Genomic DNA, 23374 nt, shown 5'->3' with positions numbered 1-23374 from the left:
CTGATTCCGATCAAGCTGCCGGATTTCCGGAACGCATGGGAAATAGATCAGGTTACGACTTACTCAGGCCAATGGGTAAAAATAGATCAAATTATTTGTTTGTGAATGCGATTTCCAAAATTTCAGGTCTTTCTCACGCTATTGGAGGGTGTCGCAAAACTCTCTCCAGCGTGGGAACGAGTTGACTCCCGTCATTCCCGGCTTCATTCTCGTCATTCCCGAGAAGGCAGAGATCCGCCGTTGGCGCTGGATTCCCGCCTTCGCGGGAATGACGACCTCAGAGCATGGGAACAAGCTGTTGGAGTTTTGCGACACCCTCTATTGCCAGGGACTGAAGGATTAAAAAATCAAAGACCGCGTTAAACCCTGATGCCTGATTGCAACTCTCGCGCTAGTCTTGTAAATCACAGTTTTAAACTATGAGACTGTCAAAAAACTCTAACAATTCGCTCCCACACTCTTGAGTGTTCTAGCAGCCTGTCGGACTTAAGACTGTCCTACACGGCAACTGCTCCTGCGTTGCTCTAGCTCCTGCATCCATGCAGTCGTGCGGTTGCAATAAATTGGTCTAAAAATCTCTGTTTCTTCGTCAAATAGCTCGCTATTCTCCTCAGAAACAGAGATTTTTATCCTCAATTTCTTGCAATCCTCGCTACGGACGCTTAAGTCCGACAGGCTGCTAGAGCTTCATTGTCAAAGCTACAGCCAGATTTCTGGCAGCCCTGATCAGGTTTTCTTCTCCTTTCATCAGTGCCTGCTCAAGAGTCACCGCTCCGTGAACTACAGGAAACAAGGCATCGATCCCCTGAGCATAAACGGCCTCTGCCCCTTGCCCAACTGAACCGGCCAATGCCACTACCGGAAGATCCAATGATTTGGCAATACGGGCCACACCCACTGGGGTTTTTCCCTGAGCAGTCTGACCATCAATGCGGCCTTCACCTGTAATGACCAGATTGGCCCCTTTGACTTTTTCAGCCAGGTCAACAGCAGCCATGACGATTTCAATACCCGGCTCCAGCCGGGCATTGAGAAAACCCAGTAATGCCGTCCCCATGCCACCCGCTGCTCCGGCACCCGGCCTGTCACAGACAGAGACACCCAGGTCGCGTTCCATAATCAGGCCATAATGACCAAGGGACTGATCCAGAACTTTGACCATATCGGGTGTTGCTCCCTTTTGCGGACCAAAAATAGCGGAAGCTCCATTGTCACCGGTCAGTGGATTATCAACATCGCAGGCAGCAATAATCTCTACTGATTGCAGGCGCTGATCCAGGTTAGAAGTATCGATCCTGGTCAGGCTTGATAACTGACCACCACCGCGTTGCAACTCCTTGCCCTGGTCGTTCAATAAACGAACCCCCAGAGCTTGCACCATACCGGCACCACCATCATTGGTTGCACTGCCACCGATCCCGACAATTATTTTCTCGACGCCCCTGTCCAGCGCACTCAGGATCAGCTCACCGGTACCCTGTGTGGTCGCAATCATCGGGTCACGGTGATCAGGACTTACCAACTCCAGTCCGGACGCCCTGGCCATTTCAATGACAGCGGTTGTGCCGTCACCCAGTATGCCAAACTCAGCCTGAATCTGATGACCCAGAGGGCCTGTGACGGGCACTTCTATAAAATGTCCACCCGTGGCATCAACCAGTGACTGAAGTGTTCCTTCGCCACCGTCAGCAACAGGTACTTTGACGTACTGTGCATCAGGAAGAATTTCCTTAAAGCCGGTTTCGATCGCAGAGGCTACCTGGGCAGCCGTTAGACACTCTTTAAAGGAATCGGGGGCAATGACAATTTTCATCGGTTTCTACTCTTCCGTGTCAGCCAGTCTTTATGATGCCGCAATACGTAAGTACCTAACCAGTTGGTTTCGCATATTCTGGACGGCGGCTTTTTCCATCCTTCTGCGTTCCAACTCTGGTTGCGTAGCTATGGCTACGCGCCCGTCGTTGCGCCTTGAAGGATGAAAAAATCCACTCGCCAGAATATGCGAAACCAACTGGCCAGGTACTTAGTAGACGTCAGGGCTATTCTGCAACATATATGGAATTACAGGGCTAATTTTTAATAAAATAAGACCTGTGTCTTTTATGTCCGAGTCTGATTCGTGTCCATTGCTTCTCGTTTATTGGTTGTATTTTCCGTTGCTCTGCTTCCTTTTTCTGCCTGGTCTGCACCCGCCAGTTTTTCTCAGGCCAAGCGAGAAGCGGTGAAAATCTATTCCGATCACCTCACCAGTTTTTATTGCGGTTGCGATATAACCGTCCGCGGCAAGAAACTGGTGCCTGACCTGGAATCCTGCGGCTACAAGGTACGAAAACAACCAAACCGTGCTTCAAGGATTGAGTGGGAACATGTTGTACCGGCCTGGGAATTTGGTCATCAGCTCCAGTGCTGGCAGGAAGGGGGCCGTAAGCTCTGTAGAAAGAATCCCGATTTTCGCAAAATGGAATCGGATCTCCACAATCTGGTGCCCGCCATAGGAGAGGTGAATGGCGATCGATCCAACTACCGCTTTGGCTTTCTGCAAGATACGCCCAAAATGTATGGCCAGTGTGACTTTAAAGTCAATTTCAAGGAGCGAAAAGCACAACCACCGATAACAAAACGAGGCAAGATTGCCCGTATCTATCTGTATATGGCAAGCCGTTACGCCTTCAGAATCAGTAAAAGTCAGAAAAAGCTCTATGAGTCCTGGGATCGGCTCTATCCGGCAACCGCCTGGGAAATTGAGCGTAATGCTCGTATTGCCGAGGTTCAGGGCTGGGAGAATCCATACGTTTCAATATATTCAGAGGGATGAATGAGCCCATTCCACTGTCCTATCTGCGATCAGGGTATTATCATATCCCGATTAGCTCATTTTTAAAGCTCCCAAGGTTTATAGAGAATGGAACAGACCTTCATAGGTGATGATGGAATAGAACGTCAGTCACTGAGGGCCTATACAGAAAGCGCATACCTGAATTACTCCATGTATGTCATTCTGGATCGCGCTCTGCCCCACATTGGCGACGGCCTGAAGCCAGTACAACGTCGTATTGTTTATGCGATGAGTGAGCTGGGACTGAAAAATACCGCCAAGTTTAAAAAGTCAGCCCGTACGGTGGGTGATGTTCTGGGTAAATTTCATCCCCATGGCGACTCTGCCTGTTACGAAGCCATGGTATTGATGGCGCAGCCCTTCTCATACCGCTATCCGCTGGTAGATGGTCAGGGTAACTGGGGGTCGCCGGATGACCCCAAGTCTTTTGCTGCCATGCGATATACCGAGTCCAGACTGACTCGTTATTCTGACGTACTGCTCGGTGAGCTGGCACAGGGCACGGTAGACTGGGTGCCTAACTTTGACGGAACACTGGAAGAGCCATCCATCTTGCCTGCCAGATTGCCCAATCTGCTGTTGAACGGTACCACCGGTATCGCAGTGGGTATGGCGACCGACATTCCTCCTCACAACCTGAGAGAAGTGGCAAACGCCTGTATTCATCTGCTGGATCATCCGGGGGCAACCACTGCCGAGCTTGTTGAGCATGTTCAGGGACCGGACTTCCCCACAGAAGCTGAAATCATCACACCCCGCGAAGAAATTCTGAAGATTTACGAGCAGGGACGAGGCTCTCTGAGAATGAGAGCCGTCTATCAGCAGGAAGGCGGAGAAATCATTGTTACAGCGCTGCCCTATCAAGCTTCCGGAGCCAAAATTCTGGAGCAGGTAGCCGCCCAGATGCAGGCCAAGAAGTTGCCCATGGTCGCAGACCTGAGGGACGAATCAGACCATGAGAATCCTACCCGACTGGTGGTTGTTCCCCGCTCCAACCGTATTGATGTCGATGGTTTGATGAACCATCTGTTTGCCACAACCGATCTTGAGAAGACCTACCGGGTCAATATGAACATGATCGGTGTCGATGGCAAGCCCCAGGTCAAGGCTCTGGATACCCTGCTGAAGGAGTGGCTGGTCTGGAGAACCGATACCGTCAGACGTCGCCTGCAGCACCGTCTGGATAAAGTACTGGCCAGACTTCATATTCTTGAAGGTCTACTGGCAGCCTTCCTGAATATTGATGAAGTCATCGAAATTATCCGCAATGAGGACAAACCCAGGGAAGTCATAATGACTCGATTTGGCCTCTCTGAGCTTCAGGCGGATGCCATTCTGGAAATCAAGCTGCGCCAGTTAGCCAAACTGGAAGAGATCAAGATTCGTGCTGAACAGGAAGAGCTGGAAAACGAACGCAAAAATCTTGAGCTGACCCTCAGTTCCGAGCGTCGACTGAAAACCCTGGTCAAAAAAGAGATCAAGGCCGATGCAGAAGAGTTTGGCGATGATCGTCGTTCACCCTTGAAGGTTCGACAGGAAGCCCAGGCTCTCTCGGAAACTGACCTGATGACATCTGATCCAGTGACTGTCGTGCTGTCTGAAAAAGGCTGGGTGCGATGTGCCAAAGGACATGAGGTTGACCCCGCCAGTCTCAACTACAAGGCAGGGGATAGATATCGACTGTCTGCCAAGGGCAAGAGTAACCAGTCTTCGGTATTTATAGACTCTACTGGTCGTGCATATTCTATTCTAACTCATACTCTTCCCTCTGCGCGAGGCCAGGGTGAGCCGCTGTCCGGGCGTGTCAATCCACCTTCCGGGGCGAACTTTGAAGGGCTGTGTGTCGGTGACAATGATGACTGTTATTTGCTGGCGAGCGATGCTGGTTATGGCTTTGTCGTTCAGCATTTTGATATGGTCAGCAAGAACAAAGCCGGTAAGGCTCTGCTGACTTTGCCCAAGTATTCCCGGGTCATGTCACCTATACCGGTAACGGGCGAAGACCAGGTGCTGGCTGCCATTACCAACGAAGGGCGTATGCTGATCTTCCCGCTATCTGAATTACCCAAGCTGGCAAGAGGCAAAGGTAACAAGATCATTAATATTCCTGCGGCACGGGCATCGGATCGAATCGAATTGATGGTTCATCTGGCGGTGATGAACTCGAGCGATGCTCTGGTTCTCTACGCCGGCAAACGGCATGTGACTCTGAAACCGGCAGATATTGAGCATTACCACGGAGAGAGAGGTCGCAGAGGCAATAAGCTGCCCCGAGGCTTCCAGAAAGTGGACAGTGTTGAGGTTATTCGGGCGAACAAGGAGGAGGAGGAGGAGGAGGATTGTTAAGCTCGATGCCTGAGTCATCCGGTCACAGGTTTTTATAGCCGTCGCTGACGACCGTTAAAAACCCATGACGGTCTTTGCACCCAGTGACTGCGATCAGCGACTTCTGATCCCACACCCCTTGATGATGAGGTTGCAAAGATGCTCTGTCGCAGCCTCTAAATCCTCATCGGACAGAGCCTCCTTACCAATAACACAGGCTACCTGTGGGCTGTAATCCACATAATATTGGGTGGTAGCCCAGATGGTAAATAACAGGTGCAAAGGGTCGACAGGGTCCATTTTGCCTCGCTCTATCCAAGATTCAATAACTCGTGATTTCTCTTTGATCCATGACTTGAAGTACTCAAAATGTTCTTTAAGATGTTGCCCACCATGAATGATCTCACTGCTGAATATACGGGAAGCGTTGGCGTGAGCCAGACAGTATTGCATTTTTGCCTGTATGTACTGACGAAAGGCTGAAGCCGGATCATCCTCTATGTTCAAGCCGGAAAAAACCGCTTCCCAGAGTTCCATAATATGGCCAAGAACAGCACCATACAGATCGACCTTGCTGTTGAAGTAATAATGAATATTGGCTTTTGGCAACCCGGCTCTGGTTGCAATATCCCTGATTGAAGCTCCTTTGAAGCCACTAAGAACGAATTCGTCCTCTGCAGCTTGCAATATGACCTTAATATTTTTCTGGCGCACACGACTGCTTCTCACAGCCGTCTGCTGAACTTTGGCAGCGGAAGATTGCATAAAATCTCCGTATATTGATTGGGTGTTATGACGATCGACTATGAATATAGACAAGAGTTGCGCAATTACCATTCGTTGCACATAAATTACGGCAGTGTTTTTTATTACTGTGCTAATGGGTCAGGGTTTATATTTGCAATTCAGAAGGGTAGCAAGATTTGTGACGATATTATTTTCTTGGTGCGTAGTCAAAAACGTCAGAGTGCAGGTTTTTTTCCGGGAATCCGTCTCCAACCATTACGTCATATGTCGCATAAACCATTTGTGGTGAGCCACTGATATAGGTCTGACAATCGAGCAGCTTTTCGCGATCGACCAGAATCGCTTCATACAGCAGCCCATGGCGCCCACACCAGTCATCTTCATGATGGGTTTCACTGACTACCGGATGATAATGAACGCCCTGGCCAGACCATTGCACAGGGAGGTTGGGCAGATAGAAGTCTGCAGGTGTTCTGGCTCCCCAGTAAAGATGCATCTCACCGTGATGATGGTGACGCAGGCAATACTCAATCATGCTTTTCATTTGGGAGAAGCCGGTTCCGGCGGCAACGAAAAGCAGGGGCTGCTGTTTGTCGATTGAGTCAGGGAGATGGCAATTCCCTAGAGGCAAACTGACGTTCAGCACACCTTCTTTTATTTCCCGAAAGAGCTGTTGAGAGTTTGGACTGCCTTTCAGCTGTTGAATATGCAGCTCCAGATGCTGCTGGTTTTTTTGCGGCGCTGAAGCAATAGAAAAACAATTGTTTTCATTATTCTGAAGGTGAACAACAAGATACTGACCCGGATAATAGCCAGGAAAGCAGTCTGACTCAGCAGTCAGTTTGATACGGTAAATGTCGGAACTGAGAAGCTGAGTATCGGCAACTGAGCACCGCAGCCTGGAAGACTCGCTTATCTGCACAATACCTCCCTCCCGAATATCACAGCCAGCAGGAATGCCCGGGGTTTCCCTGATGACCGTATTAAGAAGTAACTCTCTAGGAGGCCGACCGAGAATAGACTGCCCTACTGCGGCGGCAGCAAATTGGTCTGAAAATCCGCTTTTGTTCGTCAAATAGCTCGCTATTCTCCTCACAAAACCGAATTTTCATCCTCAATTTTCTGCCGTCCTCGCTACGGGCGCTATTCTCGGTCGGCCTCCTAGGAGCCTGTCTGCCCTACTCGGCAACTGCTCCTGCGTTGCTCTAGCTCCTGCATCCGTGCAGTCGTGCGGTTGCGATAAATTGGTCTAAAAATTCCTGCCTCTTCGTCAAATAGCCCCGCTATTCTCCTCAGAAGCAGAAATTTTTATCCTCAATTTCTCGCAATCCTCGCTACGGGCGCTTGAGTCCGACAGGCTGCTAGCTCGGGTAACCGAGTGATAATCAAGAGCTGTAATTGTTTCAGTGTATACCCAAATCACCCCAGAGTGCATCAACCCGTTCCTTGACTTCCTGCGTCATGGTTATGGTTTGCCCCCATTCCCGATCGGTTTCTCCGGACCATTTATTCGTAGCATCAAAACCCACCTTGGAACCAAGACCTGCAACGGGTGAAGCGAAATCCAGATAATCAATGGGAGTGTTTTCAACAAAGACGCAGTCCCGCTTGGGATCCATTCGAGTCGTCATGGCCCAGATGACATCGTTCCAGTCTCTGGCATTGACATCATCGTCGGTGACAACAACGAACTTGGTATACATAAATTGTCTGAGGTATGACCATACACCGAGCATGACTCGCTTGGCATGACCCGGGTATTCCTTACGCAGGGTCACCACCGCCATTCGGTAAGAACAGCCTTCCGGAGGCAGATAAAAGTCCACGATTTCCGGAAACTGCTTTTTCAGAATGGGAACAAATACCTCATTCAGGGCCACTCCCAAGATAGCGGGCTCATCGGGAGGCCTGCCTGTGTAAGTGCTGTGATAAATGGGATCTCTTCTGTGAGTAATACACTCTACGGTAAAGACCGGGAAACGCTCCACTTCGTTGTAGTAACCGGTGTGATCACCGAACGGGCCTTCGTCCGCCATCTCTCCCGGATAGATATGCCCTTCCAGAACAATCTCGGCACTGGCAGGTACCTGAAGATCGTTGGTGATGCTTTTAACCAGTTCGGTTTTACTGCCTCTTAACAGGCCCGCGAAGGCATACTCTGAAAGACTGTCAGGCACTGGGGTGACTGCCCCCAGGATGGTAGCCGGATCAGCACCCAGAGCTACGGTTACGGGGAAAGGTTTATCAGGGTATTGCTGTTGCCAATCCCTGAAGTCCAGAGCACCGCCACGATGAGAGAGCCAGCGCATGATCAGTTTGTTTTTACCAATCAGCTGTTGGCGATAAATTCCGAGGTTCTGTCGATCCTTTCCAGGGCCTTTGGTGATGACCAGAGGCCAGGTGACCAGAGGGCCCGCATCGCCGGGCCAGCAGGTTTGAACAGGAATCCGGTTCAGATCTATCTCATCACCTTTGAGCACGACTTCCTGACAGACGGCTTTACTGACCACTTTGGGCCCCATGTTCAACACTTGTCTGAAGACAGGCAGCTTTGTCAAAGCATCACGGAAGCCCTTGGGTGGATCGGGTTCCTTAAGATATGCCAGGAGCTGACCTACCTCCTTCAGCGCACTGACATTATCCTGCCCCATACCCAGAGCCACCCGGCGCTCTGTGCCAAACAGATTGGCCAGTACCGGCATGTCATAACCTTTTGGATTTTCGAACAGCAGTGCCGGCCCTTTCTTGCGAAGCGTTCGGTCGCTGATTTCGGTCATTTCCAGATACGGATCGACTTCGGTCTTGATTCTGACGAGTTCACCCTGCTTTTCCAGCAGCTTGATGAAGTCCCGTAGGTCCCTGTATTTCATTGGAAGTTAAAGCTGAGGCTGAGAGAAGATGGGGACAGGCTGACCTGTCCCCGGATAATGATGGATTACTTCCGCTTCATAGACTGGAAGAATTCTTCATTGGTCTTGGTGTGCTTCATGCGGTCCAGCAGGAATTCAATGGCGCCGATTTCGTCCATTGGGTGCAGGATCTTGCGCAGAATCCACATGCGCTGCAATTCTTCTTCTGTGGTCAGGTAGTCTTCACGACGAGTACCGGACTTGTTGAAGTTAATGGCAGGGAAAACGCGCTTTTCAGCGATGCGACGGTCGAGGTTCAGTTCCATGTTACCAGTACCTTTGAATTCCTCGAAGATCACTTCGTCCATTTTCGAGCCAGTGTCCACCAGGGCGGTAGCCATAATGGTCAGACTGCCACCTTCCTCGATGTTACGGGCAGCACCAAAGAAACGTTTGGGACGCTCCAGAGCGTGGGCATCAACACCACCGGTCAGAACTTTACCGGAAGAAGGAATAACTGTGTTGTAGGCACGAGCCAGGCGGGTAATGGAGTCCAGCAGGATCACCACGTCTTTCTTATGCTCAACCAGTCGCTTGGCTTTTTCCAAAACCATTTCAGCCACTTGCACGTGTCGTGACGGAGGCTCGTCAAAGGTCGAGGCCACCACTTCACCACGCACGGAACGGGCCATTTCGGTCACTTCCTCCGGACGCTCATCAATCAACAGAACGATCAGGTGGCATTCGGGGTTGTTACGGGTGATATTAGCTGCAATATTCTGCAGCATCAGGGTCTTACCAGCCTTAGGGGGGGAGACGATCAGACCACGCTGACCTTTACCGATTGGAGCCACCAGGTCGATAATTCGGCCTGTTAAATCCTCGGTGGAGCCGTTACCCATTTCCATGACCAGACGATCCTGTGGAAACAGCGGGGTCAGGTTTTCAAATAGAATTTTATTACGGGCGTTTTCTGGCTGGTCAAAATTAATTTCATTGACTTTTAGCAGTGCGAAATAGCGTTCACCCTCTTTAGGTGGTCGAATTTTACCCGCAATGCTATCACCGGTTCTCAGATTGAATCGACGAATCTGACTGGGTGAAACATAAATATCATCAGGACCTGCCAGATAAGAGCTGTCGGAAGAACGCAGGAAGCCGAAGCCATCCTGCAGGATCTCAAGAACACCATCGCCATAGATGTCTTCCCCGCTGCGGGCGTGGCGCTTCAGGATTGAGAAGATTACGTCCTGCTTCCGGGAACGGGCCAGATTTTCAAGGCCCATTTCATTAGCGATCGCCAGAAGTTCAGGAACAGATTTTTTTTTCAGTTCGGTAAGATGCATAAGAGTTCGCGAACGTTAAATTGAAAGGTAATGGCCGTCGTAGTTGCAGGAAGATCAGATATTATTGAGATTATTATTTTCAGCATCGTTTAATATCGATGCCTGCCTAAGCTCATAAAAACGGCTTTCAAGCTGTAACCACATCGTAAAGGCAAGCTCGAAACAAACGTGGCCGGAGTATCCACTACTGCTGTTCAGAAGGACCTTCAAAGCTCCAGAAAAGCATCCAACAGGCTTACCTGAAACAAGCAGATCTAATAACTCCCGAATTAACAGTCTATATCCTTTTCTGGAAAATAATCAAGAACTCCTGCTACGTCAACTTTTCAGAAACTTTTTGTTGAGAAATATTTCCCTTCGGAGCAAGCATGAAAACAGCTATTTCGTATCTGTGTTTTTGATTTTCATCAGCCTCATTCTGACGATGATGGATGGGCGCCGGACTATCCTGACTCATTGCTTTGTGATATCACACAATGCTGTGAAACCAGCTGGATGATTCGACTTCATCCGGCTGATTTTTTCCAGAAATCTCCTGGCCGGGAGTATCAGAAAGCTTCTGAAATCTCTAAAGCCGTAAGATTGATTCTGTTACAGGTTGCTATCAAGAAATGCTGTCAGCTGAGACTTGGACAGGGCTCCAACCTTGGTCGCTTCAACATTGCCACCCTTGAACAGCATCAGTGTTGGAATGCCTCGAACGCCATACTTTGGAGGTGTGGCTTCGTTGTCATCAATGTTCAGTTTACAGATTTTCAGCTTGCCGTCGTAGTCCAGTGCGATTTCGTCCAGTACGGGCGCGATCATTTTGCAGGGACCACACCATTCAGCCCAATAGTCGACCAGTACAGGACATTCTGCCTTCAGCACGTCCTCTTCGAAGGAAGCGTCTGTCACATTGACAATTTCGCTCATGGAATGGATCTCCTAGCCATTTTGCTTAATGTCAGAGCACGAATCATAGCAAAGGGATGAACCCGGAAACAAATTCGATCACTCTGATTTTATTGTGGGTGGTAGTTTACAGAGTTATGATTATTTGTATACGGCTGTCAGCATGAATCAGATTTTGCAGCCGAATTTATGACTCATGGGATGTTTATTTTTCATCATCAGAAACTTGAAAGTATGGCTTTTTTCCTTTCACGAAATCTCTGCCAAAACCTGTAAACAGAAGCTTTAAGCGCAAGCAGCCCGGTATACAACAATGTGCGGCTGACAGTAAATGTGCTGTAACCAGAGCCTTCTGTTATATTGCTGGTTTATGTTAGCCAGCACCATGATTTGCATGACAAAAACTGATTGTCTGGTCATGGCCTGATTATTCAACCAACCGTCAGCTCAACGGGCCCCGGGTGAAAAAAACCGGACTGATTGCTGCGGGAGTGTCGAAGAAGAACATTATGACAGACCAGGGTCGTATTGAGTCCAACAGCCAGCCTCTCGTGGCAGCTATTGATCTGGGTTCCAACAGTTTTCACATGATTGTCGCCAGAGTGGAACAGGGGGAAATCAGGCCAATTGAACGACTTGGAGAAAAAGTACAGTTGGCTGCCGGTCTGAGTGAGGATGATTGTCTTTCTGAGCAGGCCATGAAAAGAGGACTGAATTGCCTGGCACAGTTTGCCCAGTATATGTCCGGAAGGCACTTTCAGGCACTTAGGGTCGTTGGCACCAATGCCCTTAGAAAAGCGAAGAACAGCAGCGATTTTGTCGAAAAAGCTGAAAAAATCCTCAATCATCCTGTTGAAATTATTGCCGGTCGGGAAGAGGCCCGTCTGATCTATTTGGGCGTAGCCCAGACTCAATCAGACGACAATGATCGTAGAGTTGTTGTCGATATTGGTGGTGGCAGCACCGAGCTGATTGTAGGTGAGCGCTTCGAACCCAGACTGCTCGAGAGTCTTCATATGGGTTGTGTTGCCTATACCGACCGGTTTTTTCCCGGCGCAGAGCTGTCCCCCGAGCGCTTTCAGTCGGCTTATTATGCGGCGCGCCTGGAACTCCTGAATATTGAACAAGCCTACAAAAATCTTGGTTGGGTGGATGCGGTGGGCTCCTCTGGCTCTATTCGGGCAGTGAGTTCGATTCTCTCAGCCATGGGCCATGGTGAAATTATTACCCATGAAAAAATGGACATGCTCAAAAGTCAGGTTCTGGAATTCAGTCACACTGGCAGAGTCCGTTTCCCTGGCCTGAAACCGGATCGGCAGGCTATCTTCCCTGCCGGGCTGGCCATTTTGATGGCCTGTTTTGACGCTTTCGAGATAGAAAGGATGCAATACTCAGAGGGTGCTCTTCGGGAGGGCGTTCTTTACGACATGCTGGGTCGGGACCATCATGAGGATGTCAGGGGCCGGACCCTGTCGGCATTGATGAAACGCTATCATGTTGACCTGACCAATGCAGAAGGGATTAACCGTTACTCACAGGCCTGTTTTGATCAGGTCAGAAAGAGCTGGGGACTGGTGGCTTCTGATCGGGAGTTATTGAACTGGGCTTCACTGGTGTGCGAGGTAGGCCTGGATATTTCACATGCACAATACAACCGTCATGGCGCTTATCTGATCCAGCACTCGGATCTGATGGGGTTCAATAAAGAGCAGCAGAGAAAGCTGGCTCTGCTGGTGCATGGGCATCGCAGAGCCATTCCGAAAGGCTTGCTTGAACATTCAGACAGCAACCTGCTGTTAAAGCTGACTGTGCTCCTGCGTCTGGGGATTGTGCTCAATCATATACGGGACGGGGCTTTCTCCCATTATGATTTAAAAGCGGGTCACCGTACTCTGAATGTTAGCTTTGAATCAGGTTGGTTAGGAGATCACCCCCTGACAGCAGCCGACTTTGAACGAGAAAAAATGTATCTGAATAAGGTCGGCTTCAAATTAACTGTGAACTGATGGATCGGGGGGCTGTTCGGAAGACATATCAAATTCCTGATACTCTTCCCTGTCCCTTGTGAGCATGATGACGGCACCGTCAATCAGGTTTGTGCAGGCATCGTGAACATGAGCGCTGTCGTTCAATAGTGAGCTTGCAATAAATGGGTCGACCTGTCCGGAGCGAATCAGTTCGTTCAGAGTCTCGTTGGTTTGCCCGTCTCTTTCCCTGAGTTCTTTCTTCAGTTGTTCCGCATGTTCACGGATATGGCTGTAACTGCGACGAACGCCCAAAATGTCAACCAGCTTGAGAACGGAAGCCAGACAGAGCCTCAATTGATTGTACTGTTCCCGAATCTGCTCATTTTCCGACTGGGTGTATTTGCCCATGTTCTTGTAAATATGCTTGACGTGCTTGATGGCCTGAACAAAATCACGACAGGCCACTTTCAGGGCAAACAGCTCCTGAGCTTGCTGCCTGGGGAGTTTACCTTCCAGGGCACCAGAATACTGGACAATATCCGCATAGATACCCTTTATGTGGCGAATATAAAGTTCCTTGATCGTCCAGGGCTGGTCATCCCTGCGCCAGCTCTGAACCAACTCTTCGAGGTTGTCAGACTCACGAAGCTTTTCACCGCTGAGATAAATGCCATAACAGATCAACTCAAGAGTATTGCGATAGAGATGTCCACACTCCTTGGTAATGGCTCTCAATGCGGTATCGGGATAACTGAGAGTGACCGGGTTCAGGTAAATAGCTCTTTCAACCTTCAAAGATTCATCCCCCGCAAGATTTAATGGAACCTGCGGAGTGCTCTCGGTAAAGAGCATCTGTAGCCAATGCACCATTTTATTGAGGAAGGGCAAAAGGGTCACGATACCAATGATGTTGAACAGGCTATGAAAGATGGCCAGCTTCAAGGTGTAATTATTCGCGGCAATACCATAAACAGAAGCCAGATAGTCCACTGCGCCCATCAGAGGTTTGAGAGCAGCAATAGCAATGGTGGCCGTGACGACATTAAAAGCAAGGTGGGCAACAGCCAGCCTTTTACCTTCTGCGTTGGCACTGATGGCTCCAAGGATGGCCGTAATCGTGGTGCCAATATTTGAGCCGATGGCCAGGGCCAGGGCATTCTCATAGCTGAGCTGACCTGCAGCAAGAGCCGAGAATGTCAAAACCATTGTTGCGTTGGTTGACTGCATAATGATGGTGGCCAGCATACCTAACCCGGTATACACCAGCACCCCCGAAAAGCCCTGCATGGCAAATTCAGCCAGGTCAATGGAGCTTTTGAAGGCATCAAAGCCCACCTTCATGAAGTGGATACCGAGGAACAGAAAGCCTATACCAAGAAGGATGTAACCTAATCCATTAATATTCTTGTACTTGTTGGATTTCAGGAGCACTCCTATCACTAAAAGGGGCATGGCATAGGTTGACAATTTAACCTTCAAGCCAAAAACAGCTACCAGCCAGGCACCGGCTGTACTGCCAAGATTTGCACCAAAAATAATCCCGATTCCTGCCGTCAGGCCTATCAGTCCGGCACTGAGAAAGGAAATGACGATAACCGAAACCAAAGAGCTGGATTGCAAAAAAGCGGTGGAAATCACACCAAAGGACAGGCTTTTCCAGACCTTATCGGTAGTCTTCTTGAGCAGAGCTTCAAGAAGCCCTCCGGTATAGACCTTAAAGCCCTGCTCCAGATAAACCATGCCAAACAAAAAAATAGCAACACCAGCCGCTATCTCACGAAATTCGGGGCTGACCCAGAAACCATAGATCAGCATTACAATGATAGAAGGTAAAAAAAGTCGGCTTAACATGCCTGATTGAAAGCTCATAAACATTCCGAACGCTGACTTCATTACCGTCCTTATCGGCGCTTTGGTTCGGACTTTTCAATTAATTTATCTGTAGCAAAACTGTCACTAAAGAGTCAGGACTAAGGCCCGATAATATGGGTTCCCGAGATTCTAATGCCTGATCAGCAGTATGGAATAGCCTCGCGGGTAAAGATGACAGAGATGAGAAACATTCAAAGAGCTGTGACGGCAAGTTTCATAACAGGGAACTTCGTTCAGATGGTTGAGTAACAAGGTTAGGAAGATGGCCGGAAATCTGATAGTTAAAGATCGAATCACCTGCGAGCAGGGGCGATTATATCAATGCCTGCGAAATGGTCGGATCAAGGTACTGATGGACACTGGTGAGGTCAGAGAGTACTTTGCTAAAGATCTGGTGGCTACACTGGCCTCCAGTCCGGCGGCAGAGCTCTCCAAAAGACGTTGTCTGAAGCAGTGACATAATGGACTAAAGTGCACTAATAAATGAAGGCCTGTTTTTTCAGGCCTTTTTTCTGACACTTCCTACCCTGTCAAAAATTTACGACGATTTTGCTAATTCAGCCTGTCGCCCGGAAATGCCCATGGCATATTTCATGACTTCCTTCACGGCAGGCTTTGATTTAGCGGCAAGACTCAATGCAACGTTTCTCAAAACCTTCAGGGGCAAACTGTTGTTGCTGAAAGCAAGGTAGAAAGCATCCATAGTACTCATCATCAATTGATTGTCTCTGCGACGAGCTTTTTCGTAACGCGATAGCACTTTCTGGCTACCCAGTGACTCACCCGCTTGAAAGGCATCAGTCAGTACCTCTGCCAGCCAGGCAACATCCTGAAAGCCCAGATTGACCCCCTGACCCGCAAGAGGGTTGATGGTATGTGCGGCATCGCCTGCCAGCACTACTCCATTAGTGAAATAGTTCATGGCATGACGACGGGCCAGCGGGAACGAGCCTCTCCCGTGCAGCTTAAGCAACGGTGGTAACTCTTTGGGAAAAGTCGATGACAGCTCTTCCAGAAAGTCAGTGTCCGAAAGTTTCATGAGTTTCTGGACATTCTCAGGCAAGTTATACCAGACAATAGACGCATAACTTTTGCTGTCGATATCGGGCAGTGGCAGAAAGGCTTCCGGTCCGGTAGGCGTGAAAGCCTGCCAGGTAATGTCCTGCAAGCCGCCTTCAATCTCTACAGTAGCCACCAGACACTGTTGCTCATATTCACGAGTGTCAAGACGAATATTGGCTTGCTCCCTGACTCTGGACTGGGCACCGTCAGCCCCGATAAGCAGATCCGCTTTAAATACACTTCCATCCTGCAGCATGATTTCAGGCTTTTCACCCTTTAGATTCATACTTTCAATAGTTGCCGGGGCGAACAAGGATACCGACTCTACATCTTTGAGCCTTTTTAAAAGACCCAGCTGAGTGATGCGATTCTCGACAATAAAACCCAGCTGGTCGTGCCTGATATCTGCTGCGTTGAATACGGTTTGATTAGGACGCTTATCCGTTTCACTGCCGGGCGGAAAGTGCAATTTCTCCCATACAGCCATGCGTCGGTATGGGCACATTCTCATGGTTTGCAGGTATGGCCAGACTCCCAGGTTTTTCAGAATCTGCTCTGATGCATAGCTCAGTGCCGACACTCTCAGGTCCGGCAACTGATCAGGTTTGAATGCTGACGGTAAGGCCCGGTCAAAAACTGCAATACGAATACCTTTGAGACCCAGAGCACAAGCAATTGCGGCACCCACCATACCTGCGCCAACCACCAGTACATCGTAGTTTTCTGATTTCACCATAGCCTCACTTCCCATTAACCCAATCTGTGCAGATAACCGGCCCATATGACCACAGGGCCGCTGAATGCTCAACTACCCGAATCAGGAAGGATGTCGCAGCATCTAACAAATAAAAACCAATTTTCTTGCATATCAATCAACTACTGCTAAATACATTGTCATCATAAATAAAATTTATTAAGTGAGTATTCAAATGCAGTATCGGTTTCTTCCGATAGTCCCATTCCTTGTGTCATTTTACAGTGAAGCAGGACAATGGCCTAACTTAGCCCAGTATTCAACTTCTTATTATTACAACCAACCCAAAATAATAATGGACCGGAATCTTCCACATTTACTTCAATTGTCGGAAGCTCCCAAAGTACCATGGACCGATGAATTATTTTATCATCCCGAAACACCCCCCCTGAGTGGAACAAAAACACTTTTTCAATTGAACATTGCTACAGCTGGTGCTTCCTGTGTTGAGATTTCTGAAGCCGATGGCGGTGTTTTCGTCAGTGCATTTAAAGACGCAGAAGGAACTTCCAAAACAACACCTGCATTAGAGCAGGTCTATCTGAATCAACTGGATATTCTCAGACTGAACAGAATCAGTCTTATTTTTGACTCTCAGGTCAACACCATGAAATTTTCTTTTCATGGAAAAACCTTCATTATTTCCGAATTCAGCGATTCTGAAATTTTCGAACCCTATCACTCATACCTGGTCCCGGCTATCTTGTTAATGCCCGAAGTCCTGCAACTGGTTGTCAATCTGGTCCAGCACCTGAATGAACACCCTTATGGTATAGAGGGAGAAGAAGCTTTCCCCGGGGGAATACTCGAACAGGCTGACGAGAATGAGTATTTCATTTTTCCCGACATGACTCTGTTTCCCACTCAGCCCAACACAGGCTTCTGCAGGGGCAGCAGTCACTGTGTTCCCCTGAGTCAATATGCCTGGCTGGTCTATTCAGGGCATGGGAAAGCAGCCATTATCAGTGATCCTTATTCCTCCGATGAGCCTATGGATGGAAAAAAAGGAAAAAGAGGTAATGGCGATAGAGGGAAAAAAACGGTCTATAGACCAGCACCTGCCGGATTGACTAACTTCCGGGTCGGTAATGTCCGAAATGGATACGTCGGGCTTGGCTCAGGCGGTGAAGAAAATGATCCACCTGAAAGAGCAACAGATTATTCCAGAACACCTCCAGAAGACAGAAACGAATTTGAAGATGACGAAACCTCTTTCCTACTACCTGAAGATGATGAAGCTGACGAGCGAGATGCTCAATCAAGGTCTGACCTGGAAAGGTCTACAATTGCCAGACTGAATCGTAATGCATCAAAAGACAGACGCATCGAGACTGTCCAGATAGAAAAATTCGCAAATTTCAGAGGCCGTTTTTATCGTATAAATCATGGTAAAAGAAGCTGGAAGAAGCTGACGAATGACCAAAGCGTTCAATTCGATGACTCAAAGGAAGCGTCCCAGAAACCATCCACACCACCACCTGAAGCACCTGCAACTTCTGATCAGGAATCAGCTGAAACAGAGACAACAGTCGTGCCTCCTGACACAGCTCCATTGCTGGTAGCGAAGGATGAAGAAGAGCCCGTAGTCAGTTCTGGCCCTTCAAAAAACAGAGAGCTGCGCAAAGGTATGTCATCCAAAGAAAGGAGGTTACTCATCAACATTGATGAGATTTAGACATCAGACTCGCTGTCATTTTGATACTCGTCTTTGTCTTTTTGACGGGCCCGACGCTCAGAAAGTTTTCGGGCCCCACGCTTCTTATTGCGTTTTTTTGAAGCTTTTCGGGATCGCAGATTTCGGGCAGAGTTGAGCCCCCGCTCCTTTTGAGGGACTTTAGGCTGATACTCATCGCCACCCTGTTGAGAACCTTCACCCTGATCGCCTGAGCTTTTGTTTGGGTTTTCACCATAGTCCAGTGCAGTGGAAGTAGAAGACGGATTGATTTTCATCAGTTGCGCTTCCTTGCTGACCTATTGAATGAGTGTATCCTGAAAAATATTTACCTCCAAGCGTAATCAGCTAAATCATCACAAACCTTGAAAGCAGTTCTGCCAAATGGCTGGAAGACAAATAAAAAACAATTTTTTTGCATATCGATCAACTACTGCTAAAAATAACCTTTGCATAAATAATGTTGATTAATTACCTGGCCAGTTGGTTTCGCATATTCTGGCGAGTGGATTTTTTCATCCTTCAAGGCGCAACGACGGGCGCGTAGCCATAGCTACGCAACCAGAGTTGGAACGCAGAAGGATGGAAAAAGCCGCCGTCCAGAATATGCGAAACCAACTGGTTAGGTACTAAAGTGGAGTATACAAATGCAGTATCGGTTGCTTCCGATAGTCCCTCTCCTTGTGTCATTTTACAGTGAAGCAGGACAATGGTATGACCTGGCCCATCATTCGATTTCTTATAACTACCAACCCAAAACAACGGACTTATACCTATCACCTATAGAAGTATTGAAGCTTCCTGAAGCACAATGGACTGATACTTTTTTTTATCAACCTGAAGCGTCCCCTCTGAGTAAAACAAAAACATTTCTTCCATTAAATGTTGCCACTTTCGGCTCCTCCTCTATTGAGATATCTGAAGCCGATGAAGGTGTTTTCGTCACTGCATTTAAAGTCGCAGATAGAACTTCCAAAACAACATCTGCATTAGAGCAGGTCTATCTGAATCATCTGGATATTCTCAGACTGAACAAGATAAGGCTGGTGTTTGATTCTCAGTTCAACACCATGAGATTTTCTTTTCATGGAAAAACGTTCATTATTTCTGAATTCAGCGATTCTGAGATTTCCGAACCCTATCACTCATTCCTGGTCCCGGCTATCTTATTAATGCCGGAAGTTCTTCAACTGGTTATCAACCTGATCCAGCACCTGAATGAACATCCTGACGGCTTGGAAGGAAAAGAAGCTTTCCCTGGGGGAGTGCTGAAACAGGCTGAAGTAAATGAGTATTTTATTTTTCCCGACATGACTCTTTTTCCCACTTATCCCAACACAAGCTTCTGCAAAGGCAGCAGTCACTGTGTTCCCCTGAGTCAATATGCCTGGCTGGTCTATTCAGGACATGGTAAAGCGGCCATTATCAGCGATCCTTATTCCTCCGAAGAGCCTATGGATGCAGATAATGGAAAAGAAGGTGAGGGAGGTGAAGTGAAAAAGCCTGCCGATGCACCTCTTGCTTCCGGGTCCACTGACTCTCGGGCAGGTAATATCGGCAGTGGTGGAGGTATTGGGGCTGGCTCAGGCGGTGAAGACAATGACCCACCGGAAAGAGCAACCGATTATTCCCGAACTCCTCCAGAAGACAGAAACGAGTCTGATTATGTTTATATCTCTTTAATGAATGACATCTCTTTGCTTTTAGCCAAGGTTAGTGAAGTCTACGAGCGACAAGGCTGGACCTTCTCTGACAGGGAAAAGGCTACAGCAATTTATGCATCTGAAGGCGTAACATTTAGTGCATTTTCTTTTAGTGCACATTCTGGAGAAGAGATTCCGAAAGATATGCCAAAGGAAGAACTCGAGAAGCTGCGATACGCTTTAGTGCTCGCCCAGGATGCTATTGGTGATAAATTTAAAGTTATAGGCATAAGACATCTTATACAGAAGCTGGAAAACCTCATTGGCAAATCCGATGATTCAGGGGAAGCTTCGCCAGAAGCACCTGCCACTTCTGCTCAGGGATCTTCTGAAACAGAAACAACCGTCACCACTCCTGACACGGACGCCGGGGCTACAAATGATGCAAGTGGTGGCTACCGTCACTGGATGTTCCTGAAAAATTATGGCACGCTGTACGGTCGCGGTTATATTTTTGAAGACGTAAAGATGCAGCCAGATGATTCCCACACCAGCATGTCAGATGGCTCAGGGAAAGCTTCGCCAGAAGCGCCTGTCCCTTCTGCTCAGGGATCTTCTGAAACAGAAACAACCGTCACCACTCCTGACACGGACTCCGGGGCTACAAGTGATGCAGGTGGTGGCTACCGTCACTGGATGTTCCTGAAATCTTATGGCGAGCTGTACGGTCGCGGTTATATTTTAGAAGACGCAAAGATGCAGCCAGATGATTCCCACACCAGCATGTCAGATGGCTCAGCTAAAGCTTCGCCAGAAGCACCTGTCCCTTCTGCTCAGAGATCTTCTGAAACAGAAACAACTGTCACAGATTTTGACACGGTCTCCTTGCTGACGAACGATCAAGAACAGTCCGTCGTCGATCCGGACTCTGCAGACAGAAGAACACACCCGGAAGCTAGTCCAGACACAGGATTGGACTTAGTTGATCAGCGTTAGTGATTTGCATGACTTGTAACGGATACTTTGGCAAGGAGAGCTGATTATGTGTTTTGGAGGCGGTGGCGGTTCAGCAGAGTGCCCGGTACCAGGGTGGGTTCTTTGGCACCATTTGGACGGTGGCGGGGATTGGGGCTGCTGAGCTGTTTTAGTCGTCGGGCAGCCATCCCATTTGTGTAACCTGCTCATAGCTCCATGGGCATTGGTCGGGAAAGCTTTTTCTGTTCAGCCGTTTGCTATTGATCCTGATATAGCGGTTTAGTTCTTCAATGGCGTATCGTTTAGCCTTCGGATAGGCTTTTTCGAGTGATTCGTCAAAACGGTTGCTCAGGTGGGGATATTCTTCGACGTGCAGCTCAATCTGTTTTCTAGGGTTGCTGATACTGGGCATCCATGACTGAATAACCTTGTCTTCCACCCAAGGGTCTTTCAAAATCCGCTTCTGGTAGTCGTATTTCAGCAAGTGAACCAGCAATATCACCAAGTGAGAGCGTAATTCCTTAACCTCATCGCCCATACGTCGTTCCATCGCCTCCAGAAGATTGTCAATGTCGAGCTGGTCAAACTGTCGCTGAGCCAGTAACTCCCGTTGCTTGCTGAGCCATTGGGTGTAATCGGTTTTGTATAGGTTTTCCATAAAATACCTCCATTGCCCCTCCAATGTAGGCAATTAACAGAAGGGAATCAAAATGAATTACCAAAGCACAGACGCCTTTGCCGGTGGCTTTGCCCGTGGTTTTGGGCTGGTCAATTCGGCCATTGATGCCAGGGAGAATCGTCAGTATCGAAAACAAATGATGGGGATGCAGAAAGATTTATAACGGCTACTCTGGCAAGGAGAACTGATTATGTGTTGTCAACTGGCCGGGTATGGTGCCGGGCTGACAGGAGCACAGAAACAGGCCCGCTAGCGCATGAGGTCACTGAGCCGGAACGGTGCCCGGATTGTCGCCGCCAATACCGTGCGGGAAGGGGCAGCACAACGTCAGGACAGTCTGAGGACAGGCTTGATGAATCTTGTCAGAAGCGCACAGGGTCAGGGTTTGCAGGGGATTAACTCGGCAGCCGCATTGTAAAGCCAGCGCAACCAGGCGGCGGTTCAGCAGAGTGCCCGGAACCAGGGTGGGTTCTCTGGCGCTATTGGGTCGGTGGCGGGGATTGGGGCTGCTGCGCTGTTTTAGTCGCCGGGGAGCCAGTTTTTTTTGGTGGCTTGCTCAAAAGACCATGGGCATTCCTTGGGGAAACTGTTTTTGTTCAGGCGTTTGCTCTTGATCTTGATGTATCTATTCAATTCGTCAATAGCATCCCGTTTAGCCTTCGGGTAAACATTGGCCATTATCTCTTCAGCATTTGGCTGAAGACACCGGTTTTCCTCAACGTGGAGTTCAATTTCCCTTCTCGGATTGTTGATACTGGGTATCCAAGTGTAGAGAACTTTGTCTTCAACCCAAGGGTCTTTAAGAATCCGTTTCTGGTAGTCGTATTTCAGCAAGTGAACCAGCAATACCACCAAGTGGGCGCGTAATTCTTTAACCTCATCTCCCATACGTCGTTCCATCGCCTCCAACAAATTGTCGATGTCGAGCTGGTCAAATTGTCGTTTGGCCAGTAGTTCGCGTTGCTGACCTAGCCATGCGGTGTAGTCGGTTTTGTATAGGTTACTCATGGTCAGCCTCCGGCAGCCAGTCTTCTGTCATGATCTGCTCAAAGGTCCACGGGCATTGGTCTGGGAAGCTGCTTCTATCAAGTTTCTGGCTTTCACTACGAGCGTGTTGATTCATCTCCTTAACTGCAAGCTTTTTAGCATCTTGATAAACGTCGGTTATCAGCTCGTCAGCCTTGGATTCAAGACAGTGGTCACCCTTTAAATGGCGATTGATCTGAACTCTTGATTGCCCAATACTAGTGACCCATAAATGGGCTACCATACTTTCCACCCAAGGGTCTTTTAACACTCGTTTCTGATAATCGTACTTGAGTAGATGCAGCAACAAGATAGTTAAATGAGAGTCAAAAGCCCTGATACTGTTGCCCATCTCGTACTCCATCGCCTCCAGAAGATTGTCTATGTCGAGCTGGTCAAATTGCCGCTGAGCCAGTAACTCCCGTTGCTTGCTGAGCCATTGGGTGTAATCGGTTTTGTATAGGTTTTCCATAAAATACCTCCATTGCCCTACCACTGTAGGCAAATAACAGAAGGGAATCAAAATGAATTACCAAAGCACAGATGCCTTTGCCGGGGGCTCTGCCCGTGGTTTTGGGCTGGTCAATTCGGCCATTGATGCCAAGGAGAACCCTCAGTATCGAAAACAAATGATGGGGATGCAGAAACTAAGTTTAAGCAACTATTTTCAAAGAGAAACAAAGGCTCTAGTCTATGCTGTTTATTTTCATTGAACCGGTACCTCTGT

Annotated in this window: 22 protein-coding genes; 10 read left to right on the top strand and 12 right to left on the bottom strand. The window is 48.5% G+C overall.

Translation table 11 applies throughout. The annotated features are described in order from the left end of the window. Positions 1 to 148: 148 nt before the first annotated feature. Entirely contained in the window at positions 149 to 343 is a 195-nt protein-coding gene (locus tag ACOJUO_RS07830) for a hypothetical protein (RefSeq protein ID WP_422139446.1), read from the top strand. Between the two features lie 336 nt (positions 344 to 679). On the opposite strand, the gene ACOJUO_RS07825 is transcribed toward ACOJUO_RS07830, so the two are convergent. Next, positions 680 to 1813 (bottom strand): glycerate kinase, encoded by a 1134-nt coding sequence (locus tag ACOJUO_RS07825; protein WP_422136176.1) that lies wholly within the window; start codon positions 1811 to 1813, stop codon positions 680 to 682. A 306-nt stretch (positions 1814 to 2119) separates the two neighbouring features. On the opposite strand from ACOJUO_RS07825, the gene ACOJUO_RS07820 reads away from it, so the two are divergent. Both ACOJUO_RS07820 and parC read left to right on the top strand, forming a co-directional pair. Further along, positions 2120 to 2815, top strand: coding sequence for an endonuclease (locus ACOJUO_RS07820; RefSeq protein ID WP_422136175.1), 696 nt, complete (start codon positions 2120 to 2122; stop codon positions 2813 to 2815). Positions 2816 to 2902: 87 nt separating this feature from the next. After that, complete coding sequence (gene parC, locus ACOJUO_RS07815; RefSeq protein ID WP_422139445.1) at positions 2903 to 5182, top strand: DNA topoisomerase IV subunit A; 2280 nt, start codon at positions 2903 to 2905, stop codon at positions 5180 to 5182. 93 nt (positions 5183 to 5275) lie between these two features. On the opposite strand, the gene ACOJUO_RS07810 is transcribed toward parC, so the two are convergent. The 5 genes from ACOJUO_RS07810 to trxA form a co-directional block, all read right to left on the bottom strand. Further along, complete coding sequence (locus tag ACOJUO_RS07810) at positions 5276 to 5926, bottom strand: TetR/AcrR family transcriptional regulator (protein WP_422139444.1); 651 nt, start codon at positions 5924 to 5926, stop codon at positions 5276 to 5278. Positions 5927 to 6095: 169 nt separating this feature from the next. Next, positions 6096 to 6983, bottom strand: coding sequence for an NAD(P)H-flavin reductase (locus ACOJUO_RS07805; protein WP_422139443.1), 888 nt, complete (start codon positions 6981 to 6983; stop codon positions 6096 to 6098). 328 nt (positions 6984 to 7311) lie between these two features. Beyond that, positions 7312 to 8778, bottom strand: a complete 1467-nt coding sequence (ubiD, locus tag ACOJUO_RS07800; RefSeq protein ID WP_422139442.1) for a 4-hydroxy-3-polyprenylbenzoate decarboxylase — start codon at positions 8776 to 8778, stop codon at positions 7312 to 7314. A 65-nt stretch (positions 8779 to 8843) separates the two neighbouring features. Further along, on the bottom strand, positions 8844 to 10103 hold the full coding sequence (gene rho / locus ACOJUO_RS07795; protein WP_257276489.1) for a transcription termination factor Rho: 1260 nt from the start codon (positions 10101 to 10103) through the stop codon (positions 8844 to 8846). Between the two features lie 591 nt (positions 10104 to 10694). Then, a complete protein-coding gene (gene trxA / locus ACOJUO_RS07790; RefSeq protein ID WP_422136170.1) occupies positions 10695 to 11018 on the bottom strand; it encodes a thioredoxin TrxA in 324 nt (107 codons plus the stop codon). A 488-nt stretch (positions 11019 to 11506) separates the two neighbouring features. Between trxA and ppx the strand changes: the two genes are divergently transcribed. Beyond that, positions 11507 to 13003 (top strand): exopolyphosphatase, encoded by a 1497-nt coding sequence (ppx, locus tag ACOJUO_RS07785; RefSeq protein ID WP_422136169.1) that lies wholly within the window; start codon positions 11507 to 11509, stop codon positions 13001 to 13003. Here the strand turns inward: ppx and ACOJUO_RS07780 are convergent. Continuing rightward, positions 12989 to 14833, bottom strand: a complete 1845-nt coding sequence (locus ACOJUO_RS07780) for a Na/Pi cotransporter family protein (RefSeq protein WP_422136168.1) — start codon at positions 14831 to 14833, stop codon at positions 12989 to 12991. The two genes, ppx and ACOJUO_RS07780, sit on opposite strands and share 15 nt — an antisense overlap. Before the next feature lie 265 nt (positions 14834 to 15098). Between ACOJUO_RS07780 and ACOJUO_RS07775 the strand changes: the two genes are divergently transcribed. Next, positions 15099 to 15293 (top strand): hypothetical protein, encoded by a 195-nt coding sequence (locus ACOJUO_RS07775; protein WP_422136167.1) that lies wholly within the window; start codon positions 15099 to 15101, stop codon positions 15291 to 15293. A gap of 81 nt (positions 15294 to 15374) precedes the next feature. On the opposite strand, the gene ACOJUO_RS07770 is transcribed toward ACOJUO_RS07775, so the two are convergent. Further along, complete coding sequence (locus tag ACOJUO_RS07770; protein ID WP_422139441.1) at positions 15375 to 16634, bottom strand: FAD-dependent monooxygenase; 1260 nt, start codon at positions 16632 to 16634, stop codon at positions 15375 to 15377. A gap of 433 nt (positions 16635 to 17067) precedes the next feature. Here ACOJUO_RS07770 and ACOJUO_RS07765 point away from each other — a divergent pair, with 433 nt between their 5' ends. Then, positions 17068 to 18327 (top strand): hypothetical protein, encoded by a 1260-nt coding sequence (locus ACOJUO_RS07765; RefSeq protein WP_422139440.1) that lies wholly within the window; start codon positions 17068 to 17070, stop codon positions 18325 to 18327. On the opposite strand, the gene ACOJUO_RS07760 is transcribed toward ACOJUO_RS07765, so the two are convergent. Then, a complete protein-coding gene (locus tag ACOJUO_RS07760; protein WP_422139439.1) occupies positions 18324 to 18602 on the bottom strand; it encodes a hypothetical protein in 279 nt (92 codons plus the stop codon). The two genes, ACOJUO_RS07765 and ACOJUO_RS07760, sit on opposite strands and share 4 nt — an antisense overlap. A 369-nt stretch (positions 18603 to 18971) precedes the next feature. Between ACOJUO_RS07760 and ACOJUO_RS07755 the strand changes: the two genes are divergently transcribed. Beyond that, positions 18972 to 20963: a hypothetical protein gene (locus ACOJUO_RS07755; RefSeq protein WP_422139438.1), complete on the top strand. Its 1992-nt coding sequence runs from the start codon at positions 18972 to 18974 to the stop codon at positions 20961 to 20963. A 148-nt stretch (positions 20964 to 21111) separates the two neighbouring features. On the opposite strand, the gene ACOJUO_RS07750 is transcribed toward ACOJUO_RS07755, so the two are convergent. After that, positions 21112 to 21600, bottom strand: a complete 489-nt coding sequence (locus tag ACOJUO_RS07750; protein ID WP_422139437.1) for a DUF29 domain-containing protein — start codon at positions 21598 to 21600, stop codon at positions 21112 to 21114. A gap of 52 nt (positions 21601 to 21652) precedes the next feature. On the opposite strand from ACOJUO_RS07750, the gene ACOJUO_RS07745 reads away from it, so the two are divergent. Both ACOJUO_RS07745 and ACOJUO_RS07740 read left to right on the top strand, forming a co-directional pair. Further along, entirely contained in the window at positions 21653 to 21784 is a 132-nt protein-coding gene (locus ACOJUO_RS07745; protein WP_422136161.1) for a hypothetical protein, read from the top strand. Between the two features lie 93 nt (positions 21785 to 21877). Beyond that, the gene (locus tag ACOJUO_RS07740) at positions 21878 to 22039 is read left to right on the top strand and encodes a hypothetical protein (RefSeq protein ID WP_422136160.1); all 162 of its coding nucleotides are present in this window, start codon (positions 21878 to 21880) and stop codon (positions 22037 to 22039) included. A gap of 101 nt (positions 22040 to 22140) precedes the next feature. On the opposite strand, the gene ACOJUO_RS07735 is transcribed toward ACOJUO_RS07740, so the two are convergent. Beyond that, positions 22141 to 22629: a DUF29 domain-containing protein gene (locus tag ACOJUO_RS07735; protein ID WP_422136159.1), complete on the bottom strand. Its 489-nt coding sequence runs from the start codon at positions 22627 to 22629 to the stop codon at positions 22141 to 22143. Next, the gene (locus ACOJUO_RS07730; RefSeq protein ID WP_422136158.1) at positions 22622 to 23119 is read right to left on the bottom strand and encodes a DUF29 domain-containing protein; all 498 of its coding nucleotides are present in this window, start codon (positions 23117 to 23119) and stop codon (positions 22622 to 22624) included. The genes ACOJUO_RS07735 and ACOJUO_RS07730 overlap by 8 nt, the downstream gene beginning before the upstream one ends. Before the next feature lie 52 nt (positions 23120 to 23171). On the opposite strand from ACOJUO_RS07730, the gene ACOJUO_RS07725 reads away from it, so the two are divergent. After that, on the top strand, positions 23172 to 23360 hold the full coding sequence (locus ACOJUO_RS07725; RefSeq protein WP_422136157.1) for a hypothetical protein: 189 nt from the start codon (positions 23172 to 23174) through the stop codon (positions 23358 to 23360). Positions 23361 to 23374 lie beyond the last annotated feature (14 nt).

The sequence above is a fragment of the Endozoicomonas sp. ALC020 genome, from assembly GCF_049275935.1.
GTDB lineage: Bacteria > Pseudomonadota > Gammaproteobacteria > Pseudomonadales > Endozoicomonadaceae > Endozoicomonas_A.
Note: the sequence above shows the minus strand (reverse complement) of the source record. Positions and strands in the feature narration are given on the sequence as shown.